This window comes from Stenotrophomonas sp. STEN023 (assembly GCF_056760135.1).
The window spans coordinates 1-17,403 of sequence record NZ_JBRREF010000009.1; the positions used below are offsets into that span (position 1 = coordinate 1).

At 64.4% G+C, this 17,403-nt stretch carries 15 protein-coding genes; 13 read left to right on the top strand and 2 right to left on the bottom strand.

The features are described from left to right. The first annotated feature begins 267 nt into the window (after nt 1–267). The 11 genes from ACVOLV_RS03980 (at nt 268) to folK (ending at nt 12,080) form a co-directional block, all read left to right on the top strand. Entirely contained in the window at nt 268–546 is a 279-nt protein-coding gene (locus tag ACVOLV_RS03980) for a DUF493 family protein (RefSeq protein ID WP_481553246.1), read from the top strand. Then, a complete protein-coding gene (gene lipB / locus ACVOLV_RS03985; protein ID WP_481553247.1) occupies nt 534–1,235 on the top strand; it encodes a lipoyl(octanoyl) transferase LipB in 702 nt (233 codons plus the stop codon). The genes ACVOLV_RS03980 and lipB overlap by 13 nt, the downstream gene beginning before the upstream one ends. A gap of 16 nt (nt 1,236–1,251) precedes the next feature. Then, nucleotides 1,252–2,262, top strand: coding sequence for a lipoyl synthase (lipA, locus tag ACVOLV_RS03990; RefSeq protein WP_481513795.1), 1,011 nt, complete (start codon nt 1,252–1,254; stop codon nt 2,260–2,262). Nucleotides 2,263–2,469: 207 nt separating this feature from the next. Then, nucleotides 2,470–4,641, top strand: a complete 2,172-nt coding sequence (locus ACVOLV_RS03995) for a carboxy terminal-processing peptidase (RefSeq protein WP_481553248.1) — start codon at nt 2,470–2,472, stop codon at nt 4,639–4,641. A 124-nt stretch (nt 4,642–4,765) separates the two neighbouring features. Continuing rightward, nucleotides 4,766–5,314 (top strand): DUF2242 domain-containing protein, encoded by a 549-nt coding sequence (locus ACVOLV_RS04000; RefSeq protein ID WP_481553249.1) that lies wholly within the window; start codon nt 4,766–4,768, stop codon nt 5,312–5,314. Continuing rightward, nucleotides 5,311–6,549 (top strand): hypothetical protein, encoded by a 1,239-nt coding sequence (locus tag ACVOLV_RS04005; RefSeq protein WP_481553250.1) that lies wholly within the window; start codon nt 5,311–5,313, stop codon nt 6,547–6,549. The genes ACVOLV_RS04000 and ACVOLV_RS04005 overlap by 4 nt, the downstream gene beginning before the upstream one ends. Then, entirely contained in the window at nt 6,461–7,489 is a 1,029-nt protein-coding gene (gnd, locus tag ACVOLV_RS04010; RefSeq protein WP_481553251.1) for a phosphogluconate dehydrogenase (NAD(+)-dependent, decarboxylating), read from the top strand. Before ACVOLV_RS04005 ends, gnd begins: the two co-directional genes overlap by 89 nt. A 202-nt stretch (nt 7,490–7,691) precedes the next feature. Next, on the top strand, nt 7,692–9,515 hold the full coding sequence (locus ACVOLV_RS04015) for a sensor histidine kinase (RefSeq protein WP_481553252.1): 1,824 nt from the start codon (nt 7,692–7,694) through the stop codon (nt 9,513–9,515). Next, nucleotides 9,512–9,952: a response regulator gene (locus ACVOLV_RS04020; RefSeq protein ID WP_481553253.1), complete on the top strand. Its 441-nt coding sequence runs from the start codon at nt 9,512–9,514 to the stop codon at nt 9,950–9,952. The genes ACVOLV_RS04015 and ACVOLV_RS04020 overlap by 4 nt, the downstream gene beginning before the upstream one ends. 6 nt (nt 9,953–9,958) lie before the next feature. Further along, nucleotides 9,959–11,476, top strand: a complete 1,518-nt coding sequence (locus ACVOLV_RS04025) for an ATP-binding response regulator (protein ID WP_481553254.1) — start codon at nt 9,959–9,961, stop codon at nt 11,474–11,476. Between the two features lie 121 nt (nt 11,477–11,597). Continuing rightward, nucleotides 11,598–12,080: a 2-amino-4-hydroxy-6-hydroxymethyldihydropteridine diphosphokinase gene (gene folK, locus ACVOLV_RS04030; RefSeq protein ID WP_481553255.1), complete on the top strand. Its 483-nt coding sequence runs from the start codon at nt 11,598–11,600 to the stop codon at nt 12,078–12,080. 308 nt (nt 12,081–12,388) lie between these two features. On the opposite strand, the gene ACVOLV_RS04035 is transcribed toward folK, so the two are convergent. Further along, nucleotides 12,389–13,126: a pteridine reductase gene (locus ACVOLV_RS04035; RefSeq protein ID WP_481513788.1), complete on the bottom strand. Its 738-nt coding sequence runs from the start codon at nt 13,124–13,126 to the stop codon at nt 12,389–12,391. Nucleotides 13,127–13,180: 54 nt separating this feature from the next. Between ACVOLV_RS04035 and ACVOLV_RS04040 the strand changes: the two genes are divergently transcribed. Then, nucleotides 13,181–14,365, top strand: coding sequence for a class I SAM-dependent methyltransferase (locus ACVOLV_RS04040; protein ID WP_481553256.1), 1,185 nt, complete (start codon nt 13,181–13,183; stop codon nt 14,363–14,365). After that, nucleotides 14,353–14,748, top strand: coding sequence for a VanZ family protein (locus ACVOLV_RS04045; protein ID WP_481553257.1), 396 nt, complete (start codon nt 14,353–14,355; stop codon nt 14,746–14,748). The genes ACVOLV_RS04040 and ACVOLV_RS04045 overlap by 13 nt, the downstream gene beginning before the upstream one ends. 234 nt (nt 14,749–14,982) lie before the next feature. On the opposite strand, the gene ACVOLV_RS04050 is transcribed toward ACVOLV_RS04045, so the two are convergent. Further along, nucleotides 14,983–17,340 carry a beta-N-acetylhexosaminidase gene (locus ACVOLV_RS04050; protein ID WP_481553258.1) on the bottom strand — a complete coding sequence of 786 codons (2,358 nt, stop codon included), beginning with the start codon at nt 17,338–17,340 and terminating at the stop codon, nt 14,983–14,985. Nucleotides 17,341–17,403 lie beyond the last annotated feature (63 nt).

The window sequence follows — 17,403 nt, forward strand, 5'->3', positions numbered from 1 at the left end:
CCGCCCGCCCCCCCCCCCGCTGCCCCGGGCCGCCCCCTCAATTTTTTTTGGCCGGCGGCCCCCCCCCCCCCCAAGCCCGTAGGCGTTCAGGTTGCGGACAGTACGGAGCGATGTGGATTGCCAGCTTCGCGGCTGACCCCGCTCCTACAGCGAGCGTTGCTGGTAAAGCCCCTTGCCGAGCATGGCTCGGCACTACCGTGCGCCTGTAGAAGGCTGTAAATCGGCTGTGGCCTTGGGTTTGTGGGCGTTCGCCCCGATAATGGCGGCATGGAAATCAAGTCCGACAACCCTGAACACGGCTTCCAGTTCCCCGGTACCTTTGAGCTCAGCGCCATGGGCGCGGCCAATATCGGTCTGGAGACGGAGCTGCCCAAGTTGCTGCAAAGCGCCGGTATTGAGGTACTGGAAGAGCGCATCAGCTGGAAAGAGTCCTCCAACGGCAAGTACGTCTCGGTGCGCATCGCCTTCAAGGCCGGCAGCCGCGAGCAGTACGACGCCGCCCATGAGGTGATGCGTGACCACCCGGAAGTGAAGTGGACGCTGTAACCGCCTGTGCTGTGGAGACGCCGCGCAAGGCGCTGCGTCCGGCAGTGCTGCGCGATCTTGGCCGGCAGGGCTATGAGCCGGTCTGGCACGCGATGCAGCAGTTCACCGATACCCGTACCGACGACACCAGCGATGAGCTTTGGGTAGTCGAGCATGACCCGGTGTTCACCCTGGGCCAGGCCGGCAAGCCGGAACACGTGCTGGCGGCCGGCGATATCCCGGTGCTGCATGTGGACCGCGGCGGCCAGGTGACCTATCACGGCCCCGGCCAGATCGTGGTCTACCCGCTGCTGGACCTACGCCGGCTCGGCATCGGTGTGCGTGACTACGTGTGCCGCATCGAGCAGGCCATCATCGATACGCTGGATGAGTGGAACATCGGTGCCGAACGCATGGACGGCGCGCCCGGTGTCTACGTGGGCGGCGCCAAGATCGCCGCGCTCGGCATCCGCGTTCGCCGCGGCTGCAGTTTCCACGGGCTGGCGTTCAATGTGTCGCTGGACCTGGAACCCTTCCATCGCATCAACCCCTGCGGTTACGCCGGGATGCAGGTGACCTCGGTGCTAGACTTGGGCGGTCCTTCGGGCATCGAAGCGGTCAAGTCGGTGCTGCTGTCCCATCTGGCCCAGCAGTTCGGCCTGGCCTTGCAGCCGACGCCCGAACTGCCCGATCTGACTACGCGGCTCTGAGACCGCTGATAACGCCATGACTGAAACCACCACGCGCTCCATTCCCCTGCAGGTCGTGCAGGGCGACATTCCGTCCGCGCCGTTGCAGGCCGGTGTCAAACAGCTTGGCGGTGACAAGATCAACCGCTCGCCGGTGCAGTTTGCCGACGCGCCGGTGCTGCGCAAGCCTTCCTGGATCCGCGTGCGCATTCCCTCGGGCAATGCCGTGGCCAACCTCAAGGCCAAGCTGCGCGAGAACCGTCTGGTGACGGTGTGCGAGGAAGCCAGTTGCCCGAACATCCACGAGTGCTTCGGCCATGGCACCGCCACCTTCATGATCCTGGGCGAGGTCTGTACCCGTCGCTGCTCGTTCTGCGACGTGGCCCACGGCCGGCCCAAGCCGCCGGACGCCAACGAGCCGGCCAGCCTTGGCCAGACCGTGGCCGACATGGGCCTGAAGTACGTGGTGGTGACCAGCGTCGACCGCGATGATCTGCGTGACGGCGGAGCCCAGCACTTCGTCGATTGCATCACTGCCATCCGCGAGAAGTCGCCCAAGACCCGCATCGAAGTGCTGACCCCGGACTTCCGTGGCAAGGGCCGCATGGAGCGCGCGCTGGAAATCCTGGCGCAGAATCCGCCGGACGTGTTCAACCACAACATCGAAACCGTGCCGGACCTGTACCGCAACGTACGCCCGGGCGCGGACTACCAGTGGTCGCTGACCTTGCTGAAGAACTTCAAGGCACAGCACCCGAACGTGCCGACCAAGTCCGGCATCATGCTCGGCCTGGGTGAAACCTTCGAGCAGGTGCAGGCCACCCTGCGTGACCTGCGCGCGCACGACGTGGAAATGGTGACCATCGGCCAGTACCTGCAGCCGACCGCCCACCACCACCCGGTGCTGCGTTATTGGACGCCGGAGGAATACAAGGCGTTCGAGGACTACGGCTACGAACTGGGCTTCACCCACGTCGCCTCCGGCCCGATGGTGCGTTCGTCCTACCATGCCGACCAGCAGGCCGCTGGTGCCGGCGTCGCTGTCTGAACAACAGCCTGACATCCCGCTGCGGCCCACTGCCGCAGCCGGGATCGCGTCAATTCGAGTAGTGCCACCGCGGCGATTCACAAACTGCTACGGGCCGGCAGCTACTCTGGAGCCGAGCAAGGTGACAAGTGCCGAAACTTTCGGCACTGTCGGTGTGTCGTACTTGCCCGCAGTCTCCCCACAACATTCGGTGCCACGAGTACTTTGATGAACTACCGAGTTCCCGTTTTCCTGCTGGCCTTCGCGCTGACCGCTCCCGCCGCCTTGCTGGCGCGCGCTGATTCGGCCTTGCCCTCGGCAGCGACACTCGACCAGGCCACCACCTCCAAGCTGGTCTACGGCCTGCTTTCGGACAGCCGTTACGCCTACCGCCCGCGCCAGCTGGACGCGGCGACCTCGCAGGACGTGTTCAAGCGTTACCTGGAGTCGCTGGACAGCGGCAAGCAGTTCTTCACCAAGGAGGACGTGGATCGTTTTGCGCCCTTGGCCGCGCAGACCGGTGATGCCATCCGTTCGGGGGAGCTGGACCCTGCCTACCAGGTGTTCGCGGTGTACCGTCAGCGCGTTGGTGAGCGCGTGGCCTATGCCCGCCGCCTGCTGCGCCAGGAGCCGGATTTCACGGTTGAAGAGCGCTTCAACTACGACCGCAAGGACGTGCCGTGGGCAACCAGCACCGAGCTGGATGAGCTGTGGCGCAAGTCGGTCAAGAACGACTGGTTGCGGCTGAAGCTGGCCGGCAAGCCGGCCGCCGACATCCGCAAGACCCTGGACAAGCGTTACGACACCCTGCTCAAGTCCATCACCGAGGTGAAGGGCGAGGATGTGTTCTCGTTCTACATGAACGCCTACACCAGCGCCGTCGACCCGCATACCGATTACTTCACCCCGCGCACGGCCGAGAACTTCAACCAGGCCATGTCGTTGTCGCTGGAGGGCATTGGTGCCCAGTTGCAGCGCCAGGACGACATGGTGGTGATCCGTGAAGTGGTGCCGGGTGGTCCGGTGGCGATGGACGGCACGCTCAAGGCCGGTGATCGCATCGTTGGCGTTGGCCAGGGCCGTTCCGGTCCGGTCGAGGACGTGATCGGCTGGCGCATCGACGATGTGGTCGGCAAGATCCGTGGCGCCAAGGACACCCAGGTACGCCTGGAGTACATCCCGGCCGCCGAAGGCGTGGACGGCAAGCACCGCATGCTGACCCTGACCCGGCAGAAGATCCGTCTGTCCGAGCAGGCCGCCAAGGGCGAGACGATGACCATCCCGGGCGTCGGTGGCGAGCAGGAGCGCCGCATCGGTGTGGTCAAGTTGCCGACCTTCTACCAGGACTTCGAAGGCCGTCGCCGCAATGCTGCCGACTACGCCTCCGCCACCCGTGACGTGGCCAAGCTGCTGGCCGGCTTCAAGGCCGACAAGCTCGACGGCGTGGTGCTGGACCTGCGCAACAACGGCGGTGGTTCGCTGGATGAAGCCATCGAACTGACCGGTCTGTTCATCGAGCAGGGCCCGGTGGTGCAGGTGCGTGAATCCGGTGGCCGCGTCACCGTCAACAGCGACCGCAACCCGGCGGTTGCCTGGGACGGCCCGTTGGCAGTGCTGATCAACCGTGGTTCGGCCTCGGCCTCGGAGATCTTTGCCGGCGCCATCCAGGACTACGGCCGTGGCCTGGTGATCGGTGAGACCACCTTCGGCAAGGGCACCGTGCAGAACGTGGTACCGCTGGACCGTTGGCCGGCCAGCGAGAAGGAACGCTTTGGCCAGGTCAAGCTGACCATCGCCCAGTTCTTCCGCGTCAGTGGCTCCAGCACCCAGCACAAGGGCGTGGTGCCGGACCTGGCCTTCCCGGCCAGTGTCGATGCCAGCGAGTTTGGTGAGAGCACCTACGACAACGCGCTGCCGTGGACCCGCATTGCTGCCGTGCCGCACACCCAGTACGGCAACTTCGCACCGATCGTGCCGCGTCTGGAAACCCTGCATGCCACGCGCATCCGCGCCGACCGTGAGTTCCAGTGGTGGGAAGAAGACGTGCAGCAGTTCCGCACCGAGGCTGCCAAGAAGTATGTCTCGCTCAATGAGGCCGAGCGCCGCACCGAGCGTGACAAGCAGGAAGCACAGCGCAAGCAGCGCCAGCAGATCCGCAAGGACCTGGGCCTGCCGCTGGATCCGCTGGCCGAAGACAGCACCGACGACGGCCTGACCGGCAACGAGCGCGACATCGTCAAGGATGCCGCCCGCGAGAAGGCTGCCGAGAAGCGTCCGGATCCGCTGTTGAAGGAATCGGCATCGATCCTCGCCGACGCCCTCAATGTGCTGGAGAAGGACCGTCCGCTGTCGGCACAGGTGCTGCCGCAGTCCACCGGCCCGGGCCGCTGGGCAGACTGACACCGCGCTGCGCACAGCCGAGCTGAGCGCAGCGACAATAGCTTGTGCACGCATTCAACGCCGTCAACGTAGCCCTACGTTGGCGGCGTTATGCTGTGGGCCTACGCTGACTGTGGAGGTGCCCATGCGCCGACATCTGCTGCATGCGCTGAGTGGCGTGAGCCTGCTGCTCGCCGGTTGCGGTGGTAAAGCCGCCGACAGCACCTTGCTGCGCGAATCCTTTGATTCAGGCGATACCTATACACGCAGTATCGATGCTGCACCGGCTCAGGCCTGTGAAGCCGCGCGCCGCGCGCTGCTCGGCCAGGGCTATGCGATCACCCGTGCCGACGCCAGCAATGTGGAAGGCAACAAGAACTTCCAGCCCAAGGACGAGGTACACGAGCAACTGGTGCTGCGGGTGTCCTGCGCGGCACAGGGTGCAGGCAAGGCGCAGGTGTTCGTCAGCGCGGTGCAGGACCGTTACGCACTGAAGAAGTCGCCGACCTCGGCCAGCGTCGGCGTTGGCGCGCTGGGCTCGGTGTCGCTGCCGTTCGGCAGCAACGACGACTCGCTGGTGCGGGTTGCCAGCAGCACCGTGCAGGATGCGCAGTTCTATCGCAATTTCTTCGGCCGCCTGCAGTACTACGTGGAACAGGCGACACCGCCGGTTCCGCTGGAACCGGCACGATGAGGTTTGGCTGGCACGCAACGCAGCGGGCTGGCCGATGGACCTTGTTGTTGTCTGCGTTGGCGGTGCCGTTGCTGGCTGAAGCAGGCTGCAATATGGCGCTGCTGCAGGAGTTGGGCTGGCAGCTGAAACAAGGTGAAGCGTCCACGCCGCAGATCACTGGCGGTGATCCCTGCCGACGCGCTTCGCTGGCCGAAGCACAGATGCAGGGTGATCTGCGCCTGCTGGTGCCACGCGGCTACAGCACCGCGCAACGCGAGCAGTTGGCCGCGCAGGTACTGCAGCAGCCGGCGAGCATCTGCGCCTACGCTTTCAAACTCGGTGATGCGGCGCGCACCGCCAGCTCGCGCTTGCAGGACAACCCCGGCTATCGCTTCTCGGCGTTGCAGCTGGGCTGGATTGGGTTTGGCGCGCGCGGTGCCCGCGCGCAGGGCTGGCAGCGGTTCCGCAGCTTTGGCCGCGGCTATGTACCGCAGGCACGCAATTCGGTGGCCCTGGAGGCCTTCTATTCCGGCCGGGTGCGTTCCGAATGCGGGGTAGGGCGGCAGGTGGCGCAGCTGGCGACGTTTCGTGAGTTGTTCGGTGATGCTGCCTTCGATACCGCGTTCAGCCCCGGCGAACTGTCGATCGGCACCTTCCTGAGCCTGCATGACACCCCGAGCATCCTGCTGGGCAGCGGCGCAGGCGAGTTGTTTGGTGACGGCAAGGCGGTGCGTACCTCCGCGCTGGGTCGGCAGGCGTTCATGGGCGCGCCGGGCTATATCGTGCATGCTTTCGACGCTGCGTATCTGGATGACATCAACAACCAGGCCGAGAACTTCGTCATCACCGATGTCAGTGCGGCAGCAGCCGAGGCCTTGGCGCGGCATGCTGGCTTCGTCCATTACGATGCACTCAACAAAAAGTTGTGGGAGCTGGCGCAGCAGTTGCCAGGCGGCGGTTGGCGACGCTTCGAGCGACTGCTGTATGAGCGTGACGCGGGCTTGCGTGCAGTGTTGTCGGTGCCACAACAGGCGGTGCTGGCACAGATGGATGCGGTGCTGGCCGATCCGGTGTACCGCGAGCTGATGCTGTACGTGCATCACCAGGGCGTGCGTCCGCTCGGGTATCACATCGCGCGTCTGCTGGACCGCAATCCACGTACACCGTTTGTCATCGAGCTGGTGCTGCATAACCTGCACACCACCATTTACCAACGCTGGTTGCAGGCCCGTTTGCGGGCTTGCGCAGCAGGATAGTCACTACCGTCGGAGGAGCTTCAGCATGGAATTGGGAATGATCGGCCTGGGCCGCATGGGTGCCAACATGGCACAGCGTCTGCAGCGTGCGGGGATTGCCGTCACCGGATTTGATCCGGGCGAACAGGCGCGGGCACAGGTGGCAGCCCACGGTATCGCCACGGTGGAGACATTATCGGCCCTGGTGCAGGCACTGCCGGCCCCGCGTGCGTTGTGGTTGATGGTGCCGTCCAAGGTGGTCGATGCCACGCTGGACAGCCTGCTGCCGCTGCTGTCAGCCGGTGACGTGGTGATCGACGGCGGCAACTCCTGGTACAAGCAGTCGCAGCAACGTGCTGCACGCTGTGCCGAGGCCCGGGTCGCATTCGTGGATTGCGGCACCAGCGGTGGCGTGTGGGGGTTGCAGGAAGGCTACTGCCTGATGATCGGCGGTGAGGCCGAGGTGGTGGCGCGCTTGTCGCCGCTGTTCAAGGCACTGGCACCGGCGGTTGACCGCGGCTGGGCGCATGTTGGCCCGGTTGGTGCGGGCCATTTCAGCAAGATGGTCCATAACGGCATCGAGTACGGAATGATGCAGGCCTATGCCGAGGGCTTTGCGCTGATGGAGAAGAAGGCCGAGTTCGACCTGGACCTGGCCAAGGTGGCCGAGGTCTGGCGGCATGGCAGCGTGGTGCGCTCGTGGCTGCTGGATCTCAGTGCCGACGCGCTGCAGGCAAATCCGGCCCTGGATGGCATCGCCCCGTACGTGGAGGATTCCGGTGAAGGCCGCTGGACCGTGGCCGAGGCCATCGAGCTGGATGTGCCGGCACCGGTGATCACCTTGTCGTTGCTGGAGCGGTTGCGCTCGCGCCAGTCCAATTCATTCAGCGACCGCATGCTGGCGGCGATGCGCAATGAATTTGGTGGGCACGCGATCAAGCCTGCAGGCAGTTCGAGCTGAGGCTTTCCGCCGTGCATGCGCTGACGCGCACAGGCCATGTTAATAGGGAGTGCACGGGTACACGTATTCGTGCAATCCTTGGCTGACAGTCAGCGATGCTGTCGTGCCGGTCACGCTGCCATCGATTGACCCCGGGTCGACACGGTCGACGAACTCCGGGCCGCCGCGTCACGCGCCGGTCCGTCAGCACGCAGGGGAAGGGATGGCGACACGATTGACCGACGATGACTGGAGCCGCTGGCGCCTGTACGGGCTGGGCTTGGCTGCGTTGTTGATCATCGTGGTGCCGGCCTTGACCTTGCAGCGGCTGGCTGCGGACAGCATCAATGCGGCGAACTGGGTTGCGCACACCCAGGCGGTGGGCGCACGCCTGTACAACCTGCAGGCCGACATCCGGGACGTGGAGTCGGCTGCGCTGACCCTGTCCAAGGGTATCGATTCGCCGGCGCTGCAGGAACGGCTGCAGATGGCCGATCGCATTGACGTCAATATCAGCGAACTGGCGCAATTGGTCAGCGACAGCCCTGAACAGCTGGTGCGGATCGGCAAGATGGACTCGATGCTGGAGCGGCGCATGGCGCTGGCCAGGGAGATTGCAGCCAGCACCGATTCGCCGCGACAGCGCGAGCTGATCGAGGAGATGACCTTCCAGTACCCGATCCGGCAGCTGGTCCAGGAACTGCAGGAGCACGAGGATGCGCTGCTGGTAAAGCGCGCGGCCAAGGCAAGAAACCAGCAGCAGCTGGCGTCGATGGTTACCTGGACCGCGTTGGTGGTGCAGCTGTTGCTGCTGGGGCTGGTGCTGTGGCTGCTGAAGCGGCAGATTGGCGGCCGTGCCGATGTTGAGCTGCGCCTGAGCAAGGCCAGCGCTCGTGCCGCTGCGGTGCTGCAGACAGTGCGTGAGCCCATCGTGCTGCTCGACGGCAAATTGCGGGTGGTGCTGCACAACGCCGCATTTACCGAGCTGTATGGCGTTGATGATGCCGATATCAGCCTGCGCCAGCTGCAGGACATCGGCGATGGCGCGTGGGACGACCCGCTGGTACGCCAGCGCTTGGCGGATGTATTGCTGCGTGGGCGCGAGTTGTGGGATTTCGAACACCAGCAGCGCAGCGTTGATGGCATCAATCGCACCATGCTGATCAATGCCCGGCGCATGGCCTTGCCTGACGCGGAAGATGACGTGGTGCTGATGACGATCAGTGACGTCACTGTGCAGCGCGCCGTGCAACAGCATGTGGAGGAACTCAACCACCAGCTCGAAGGCAAGGTCGAGCAGATGGCCGATGTCAATCGTGAGCTGGAAGCCTTCAGTTACTCCGTCTCGCACGATCTGCGTGCGCCATTGCGACACGTCGCGGGCTTTTCCGACAAGTTGGGTCGCCATCTTGGCGATACCATAGACGACAAGACACAGCACTACCTCAACGTGATCAGCAGCTCGGCGCAGCTGATGGCCGCCTTGATCGATGACCTGCTGGTCTACTCGCGCCTGGGGCGCGGTGCGATGCGCCTGCAGCGCGTGGACATGCAGTCGCTGGTGGCCGACACCCGTGCGCTGCTGGACTCCAACCTGAAGAACGAAGCCGGCGCGGAGGGGAAGGTGCGCGAGGTGGAGTGGAAGATCGGCAGGCTGCCAATGCTGATCGGCGACGAGAACATGTTGCGCCAGGTCTGGCTGAACCTGCTTGGCAACGCGGTCAAATACACCGCCGCCCGCGACAAGGCGGTGATCGAGATCAGTGCCAAGCAGCTGCCGGATGGCAGCCACCAGTTCAGCGTCACCGACAACGGTGCTGGTTTCGACATGCAATACGCCTCCAAGCTGTTTGGCGTGTTCCAGCGCCTGCACAAGGCGTCGGAATATCCAGGCACCGGTATTGGCCTGGCCAGCGTGCGACGGGTGCTTACCCGCCATGGCGGTCGTATCTGGGCCGATGCACAGGTGGATAAAGGCGCAACGTTCAGTTTCATTCTGCCCCCGGCAACCACAACCGACGTACCCAACAAGGACACCGTGGAATGAGTCCCCTGCGCACCATCCTGCTTGCCGAAGACAGCGAAGCCGATGCCGAAATGGCGATCGACGCGCTGCGTGATGCATCACTGGCCAATCCCATCGTGCATGTGGAAGACGGGGTCGAGGCAATGGATTTCCTGCTCAGGCGCGGCGCCTTCGCCCAGCGTGAGGAAGGCCTGCCGGCCGTGCTGCTGCTGGATATCAAGATGCCGCGCATGGACGGGTTGGAAGTGCTGCGGCTGATCCGCGCCGACGAGGAACTCAAGCGCCTGCCGGTGGTGATCCTGTCTTCCTCGCGCGAAGAGAGCGACCTGGCCCGCAGCTGGGACCTGGGCGTCAACGCCTATGTGGTCAAGCCGGTGGACATCGACCAGTTCTTCCAGGCGGTGCGGACGATCGGCACTTTCTGGGCATTGATCAACCAAGCGCCGGAGCACGAGTAAGCACAGATGCCGAACAAGGGAGCGCCATTGGGGCCGTTGCGAATCCTGCTGGTGGAGGATTCGCCGGAGGATGCCGAGCTGGTCGTCGACCAGCTGCTTGAGGCTGGGCTGGAGATCACGTTCGAGCGTGTCGACAGTGAGCCGGCCATGCGCGCGGCGCTGACCGAATGGATGCCGGACATCGTGCTGTCGGATCTCAGCATGCCCGGGTTTTCCGGCTACTTTGCGCTGCACATCCTGCGTGAGCTGCACCCCAGTGTTCCGTTCATTTTTGTCTCCGGCACGATGGGTGAGGAGACCGCGGTAGAGGCGCTGCAACACGGCGCCAACGACTACATCATCAAGCACCAGCCGGCGCGTCTGCCGTCGGCGGTGGCGCGGTTGGTACGCGAGACCCGCAGTGAGCGTGAGCGGCTGCGGGTGGAAGACGAGTTGATGCGTGCGCAACGCCTGGAGAGCCTGGCCTTGCTTGCCGCCGGGCTCAGCCATGACCTGCGCAATATCCTGCAGCCGCTGCTGATCATTCCGGACCTGATCCGCGACCGCAGTGACGATCCCAAGATCATCCGCCTGGCTGATGTCATTGCCGAGTGCGGCCGCCGCGGCCACGAGATGGTCGAATCGATGCTGTCCTTCGTGCGTGGCTCACGCCAGCCCAGCGAACGTATCGTGCTGCAGCGCCTGTTCCAGGCCGTGGGCATGCTGCTCAAGAGCAGCTTGCCGCGCAATGCCGAGCTGCATCTGGAGGTGTCCGATGACCGCATGGCGGTCGAGGCCAATTACACCGAACTGCAGCAGGTCTTGCTGAATCTTGCGCTCAACGCCATCCAGGCAATGCCCGACGGCGGCAGCTTGAGCCTGATTGCCGAACGTGTGACGGGTGAGGAAGACAAGGTGCGCATCCGCGTCAGCGATGATGGCATCGGCATGGATGCGGCCACCGTGCAGCGTTTGTTCACGCCCTTTTTCACGACCAAGACGGAGGGCACCGGGCTGGGCCTGGTGTCCTGTCACCGCATCGTTGAAAGCATAGGCGGGCAGATCCAGGTGCAGAGCCAGCTGGGCGAGGGCACCACCTTCGAGTTGCTGCTGCCGATGTGCGAAAGCAGCGGCAACGAGGATGCCGAGCCGCTGGAAAGAACCCGCGTCGGCCATGGTGAGCGCTTGCTGGTGGTAGATGACGAGGCCACCCGTTTGTCGCTGCTGGGCAATGCCTTGTCCAGCCAGGGCTATCGCATGCGCCTGGCCAGCGATGGCGCGGTGGCGATGCGCCACCTGCAGGAGGCGGGCTTGCCGGACGTAGTGTTGGTAGACAGCGGCATTCCACTGTTGTCGGCCGGCCAGCTGCTGGCGGAGATGCAGGCGATGGGCTATCGCGGCCCGGCGATCGTGCTGGAGGACGCCAATGCGCCGGCATTCGCCGATGGCGAGGCACCGTCGGGTATCAGCGTGCATGTGTTGCCCAAGCCCCTGGAGATGCAGCGGGTGTTCCGCGCGGTCGCCGACGCGCTGGGTGTGGGCTGAAGGCAACACAGACGGCATATGCGGGCTGGCAATGGCTGGCCTATGATGTGCGCCCCCTCCTACGATGCAGTGCTCAAGCTCGCCCATCGTGGCGTGGGTGGGCCTGCAGGCAAACCAACTCATGACCACCGTGCTCCTCAGCCTGGGCAGCAACCTGCAACCGCGGCACTACCTGCAAGCGGCTGTTGCCGTGTTGCGCGAACGTTTTGGCACGATCAGCGTCTCCCCGGCATACCGCACCCCGGCAGTGGGGTTCGACGGCCCGGACTTCCTCAACAACGCAGTGATGCTGGAGACCGACCTGCCGCTGGGCGAGTTGGACGATTGGCTGCATGCGGTGGAAGACGCACATGGGCGCGACCGTTCCGGCCCGCGCTTCAGCGACCGGACGCTGGATATCGACGTGGTGTATTACGGCGACCTGGTGGTGGAAGGCCCTGGCCATCTGCGCATCCCGCGCCCGGAGTTGAAGCACGCCTTCGTGCTGAAGCCGCTGGCGGATATCGCCCCGGAATTTGTTGATCCAGTGCGCGGGCTGAGCCTGCAGCTGATGTGGCAGCAGCACCCGCAATATGGGCAGGCGTTCGATACGGTGGTGTTGTAAGGCTTCACCTGTAGTGCCGAGCCATGCTCGGCAGGGGCTTTACCAGGGCGTTACCAGCGAACAGCTGCCCTCACCCCACCCCCTCTCCCGCTTCGCAGGAGAGGGGCTGAAGCGGTAGTGCCGAGCCATGCTCGGCATTGGCCTAGCCGGTAATGCCCCTGCCGAGCATGGCTCGGCACTACAGAAGTCTTGGGCGGCCAAGGGTTCTTGAGCCCCTCTCCCGCTTGCGGGAGAGGGGTTGGGGTGAGGGCGGCTTTTCGCTGGTAACGCCCCTGCCGAGCATGGCTCGGCACTACGGTCGCGAGGGTTCAGGTCAGCAGGCGGCCGCCGTCCAGGCGCAGGGTCTGGCCGGTGATGTAGCCGGCGTCATCCAGCAGCCAGCGTACCGCCGAGGCGATCTCGTGCGGGGTGCCCAGGCGGTCCAGCGGGGTGCGCTCCATCAGCTTCTGCTTGGCCGCCTCGCTCTTGCCCTGTTCGGGCCAGAGGATGGCGCCGGGGGCGATGGCATTGACCCGTACATGCGGGGCTAGCTCCAGTGCCAGGGAACGCGTCACCATCTCCAGCGCGGCCTTGGCCGAGCTGTAGGCCGGGTGCTCGCGCAGCGGCTGGGTGGCGTGCAGATCGGTCAGGTTGACGATGGCGCCGCGCTGCTTGATCAGGTGCGGTGCGGCGGCCTGTGCCAGGAAGAACGGTGCGCGCGTATTCACCGCGAACAATTCATCCCATTGCTCCGGCTGCACCTGCCCGAACGGGGTAGGGAAGAAGTTGGAGGCGTTGTTGACCAGCGCGTCCAGCCGGCCGAACTGGCCGACGGTCTGTTCGACCAGGTCAGGCAGCGCGGCCACGTCGCGCAGATCGGCCTCCAGCGCCAGTACGCTGCCCGCGCGCTCGCTCTCCAGGTCGAAGGCCAGTGATTGCAGCTCCTCGCTGGACTGGTGCGCATGCAGGGCGATGCGGTAGCCATGGGCATGCAGGTGACGGGCAATGCCGGCGCCAATGCGGCGCGCGCTGCCGGTGACCAGGGCCACCCGTTGGGATTCTGTCATCTGGGATTTCCTTACTCAGCTATCCTGTGCATTGTCCTCGCAAACCGCCGCATCATGCATTCCGACCTGCCAACCCCCGATTCAGACGCGCTCGCCCACAGCGAGCAGCTGGCCGCGCACCTGCGTGCGGACATCCTCGCCCAGGGCGGTGCAGTGCCGTTCTCACGCTTCATGGAGTTGGCACTGTATGCACCGGGTTGGGGCTATTACAGCGCAGGCGCCAGTAAGTTTGGCGCGGCCGGTGACTTCGTCACTTCGCCGGAGATTGGCTCGCTGTTTGCCGCCACCACCGCCAATGCGGTGGCGCCGGTACTGAACCAGCTCGGTCCGCAGGCCCGCATGCTGGAACTGGGCGGCGGCAGCGGTGCATTCGCCGAGATCATGCTCAAGCGCCTGCTGGAGCTGGATGCGCTGCCCGAGCGCTACGCCATCCTCGAACCCAGCGCCGACCTGCGTGAGCGCCAGCGCGAACGTCTTGAGCGCGCGCTGATTCCGCCGGTGTTTGCGCTGGTGGAGTGGTTGGATCGTCCCTTCGATGACGACTGGGATGGCGTGCTGTTCGCCAACGAGGTGATCGATGCGTTGCCGACGCCGCGCTTCCTCGCCGACGAAGGCGAGATCTACGAAGAAACGGTGGAGCTCGACGGCGAAGGCCGCTTCGTGCGCGGTGCACAACCAGCCGACCAGCTGATGCTGGGCGCGGTGCGGCATGTGGAGCGCTATCTGGAGCGCCCGTTCGCGCACGGTTACCGTTCCGAAGTGCTGCCGCAGTTGCCGTACTGGATCCAGGCCGTGGCCGGTGGCTTGCAGCGTGGTGCGATGCTGTTCGTCGACTACGGTTATTCGCGTAGCGAGTTCTACCAGCACGACCGCACCGACGGCACGATGCGTGCGTTCTACCGGCACCGGATGCATAACGACGTGTTCCTGTGGCCAGGCCTGCAGGACATCACTGCATCGGTGGATTTCACCGCGCTCGCCGAAGCCGGTACCAATGCCGGATTCGACCTGGCTGGTTACAGCAACCAGGCCAATTTCCTGCTCGGCAACGGCATCACCGATCTGTTGCTGCAGGCCGAGGCGCGCACCGATGAAGTCGGCCAGATACGCCTGCGCGATCAGCTCAAGCGGCTGACCTTGCCGACCGAAATGGGCGAGCGCTTCCAGGTGATGGGTTTCAGTCGTGACGTCGACATGTCGGCGGCGTTCCTGCTCGGTGACCTGACGTGGCGGTTGTAAGCACGGCGCTGAAACCGCTGCGTCATCAGCGATTCTGGTTGGGCCTGTGGTGTGCGGCGGTGCTGACGGTGATCGTGGTCTGCCTGATTCCGCTGCCTGAAATGAACCTGCCGCAGAACAGCGACAAGGTCGAACATGTGCTGGCGTACTTCGCCCTGTCGGCGAGTGCGGTGCAGTTGTTCGGCAGCCGCCGCGCGCTGTGCTGGGTAGCCGTCGGCCTGGTGGCGCTGGGCATTGGTATTGAATGGGCGCAAGGTGCGCTGACGGCCAATCGGATGGCTGATTCGATGGATGCGCTTGCCAATGCCAGCGGTGTACTGATCGGCATGCTGACAGCGCTGACGCCGCTGCAGGATCTGCTGCTCAGGCTGCAACGGCGCTGATCTGGCAGTGATGCAACGTACTCGCGCTGGTTGCGACTGCAACTTAATTCTTTAGATAAATCAGCCATTTCCGCTGTTTTGGCACTTACGCTGGCGGTACCTGGGCTGCTACGTTGGCGTCATCACAGGCACCGTCATGGTGCCGGTGATTTTGCAAAGTCGGTGCGGTGCGGGACGTGGGTGGAGAGGACTCACGTACCGCACCGCGCCTTCCCGGCGATTTCTCCCCGGGCCTTACTGCTTCGGCTGCAGACGCACCTGGTCCAGCACCCACATCTGCGGACGGGTATCGCCGCTGAAGGTCATGCACAGGTCGGTGATCTGCACGGCACCGGCTTGCAGCGGTGCTTCCAGTTCAATGAAGCCATCCTTGCCTGGCTGCTGCGGCAGCGGCACCGTGGCCAGCACGCGGCCTTCGCAGCCGGCACGCACTTCAAACTCGCCGTACTGGCTCATCGGCTTGCGGAAGCCGCGCTTGGCTTCCTCCGGACGCAGCAGGCCGAAGTTGTAGGGAATGCGGCCAGCGCGGACCTTGATCGAGGCGATGTCCTGCAATTGCGCGTCTTCCCACAACCAGCATGGGTTGAAGATGCTGACGTCGAAGTTGTCACGTTCACCGTGCAGCGGGTTGTCGTCGACCAGACGCAGCAGCAGGCGGCCACCCTGCGGGCATTGCGCCAGGGTCTTGTCGGTGCGTGTCAGCAGCGACTGCGCATCGAAGTTCCATTGGCTGGGCTTGTCGGCCACCGGCTTGCCGTTGAAGAAGGTCAACGCGGTCAGCACGGTCGGTACCGGCAAGGTCAATGCGCCGGGATAGGCCGGAGATTGCGCGGTCGGCGTGCTGCCATCGGTGGTGTAACGGATGTCGCGGTAGCTGAGCGGATTGGACAGTTCCACCGTCACCTTCTCAGCCGCACGATCGTCCTGGCGCTTCATCGCCACCGACAGCGCGGTCTGGCCATAGCCGATGCCCAGCGCCTTGTAGCGCTGCAACTGCGCCGGGAGGCGTGCGAGGAAGTCGTCGTAGCTCTTGTTCTGCAGCGGCGTCCAGGCGATCTCGGACAGCGCCGCCAGGCGCGGGAAAACGTTGTGCTTGAGATCCTTGCCGTTGCGGGTGTGCTCGGTCCACATATTGGCCTGCACGCCGATCACGTGCTTGCGCTGTGCCGGGGTCAGCTCGGCCGGCACCGGGTCGAACGCGTAGACGCGTTGCATCGAGGTGAACTTGGGGCGGCCGGTCGGTTCTTCCGGCAGATTGGTCTGCAGGAAATCCAGGTACAAGGTGTTGCCCGGCGTCATCACCACGTCGTGGCCATGGGTGGCTGCCTCGATGCCGCCTTCGATGCCACGCCAGGACATCACCGTGGCCTGTGGCGGCAGGCCGCCTTCAATGATCTCGTCCCAGCCGATCAGCTTGCGGTCGTGGTCTTCCAGATACTTTTCCAGACGCTTGAGCATATGCGATTGCAGTGCTTCCTCGTCCTTCAGGCCGAGCTCGCGGATATAGGCCTGCACCTGCGGCGAATCCTGCCACTGGTACTTCACTGCCTCATCGCCGCCGATATGGATGTATTGGCCGGGAAACATCTCCAGCACTTCGGCGAGGATGTTTTCCAGGAACTGCAGGGTTTCCTCGCGCGGATTGAACAGGTAGGGATTCACGCCCCAATTGGCGGATGGTTGGGTTGGTCCATCGACCACGCCGTGTTCCGGATAGGCAGCAACCGCGGCCTGTGCATGGCCGGGCACGTCGATCTCCGGCACGACGGTGATGTGGCGCGCGGCGGCATAGGCCACCACATCGCGGATCTGATCCTGGGTGTAGTAACCGCAATACAGATGCGGCTTGCCATCAGGACCAACGCCGGCTTCGCCAGCAGCAGCGCGGCAGCTGCCCACTTCGGTCAGTTTCGGGTAGCGCTTGATCTCCATGCGCCAGCCTTGGTCATCGGTGAGATGCCAGTGGAAGGTGTTCAGCTTGTGCGTGGCCATTGCATCGAGGATCAGCTTGATGTCGTCGATGCTCTGGAAGTGCCGCGCCGAGTCGAGCATGAAGCCACGCCAGTTGAAGCGCGGCGCATCTTCAACCTGCATCGCCGGCAAGGTGACGGTGTTCGTGGGCGCAGCGGCGAGCAGCTGCCACAGCGACATCGCGCCATAGAACAGACCACGTGCGTCGCTGGCTTCGACCAGCACACCATCGCTGTTGATGCGCAGCGAATAGCTTTCCGGCGATGCGGCATTGGCGGCAGGTTTGTTGATGCGGAACTGGATTGCTCCCTTGGCCTGACCGCTGCTGCTGGGCTTGAGTTGCAGCGGCGTGGTGCGCGCCAGCAGCTGGGTGAACTGTGCGGCGACTTCGCTGGCAGCGTCTGCAGCGATGACACGGGTCGATGCGTCGACGTTGAAGCGACCATTGCCCGGCAGCACCGATACCGGGCGCGGAATGATGCTGGCGCCTGTGACTTCCACCGGTTGTTGCCACGACGCAGGCGCGGTAGTGGTGGCAGCAAGCGCATGGCCGCTGGGCGCGGCCACTGCAAGCAGCAGCGCGGCATACAGTGCATGGGTGGGAAGTCGGTGTCCGGTCATCGTGAATCCTCTTCTGAATGTCGGCTGGCGTGCAGCCGCACGCTGGTGCGTTCGCGGTTGAAG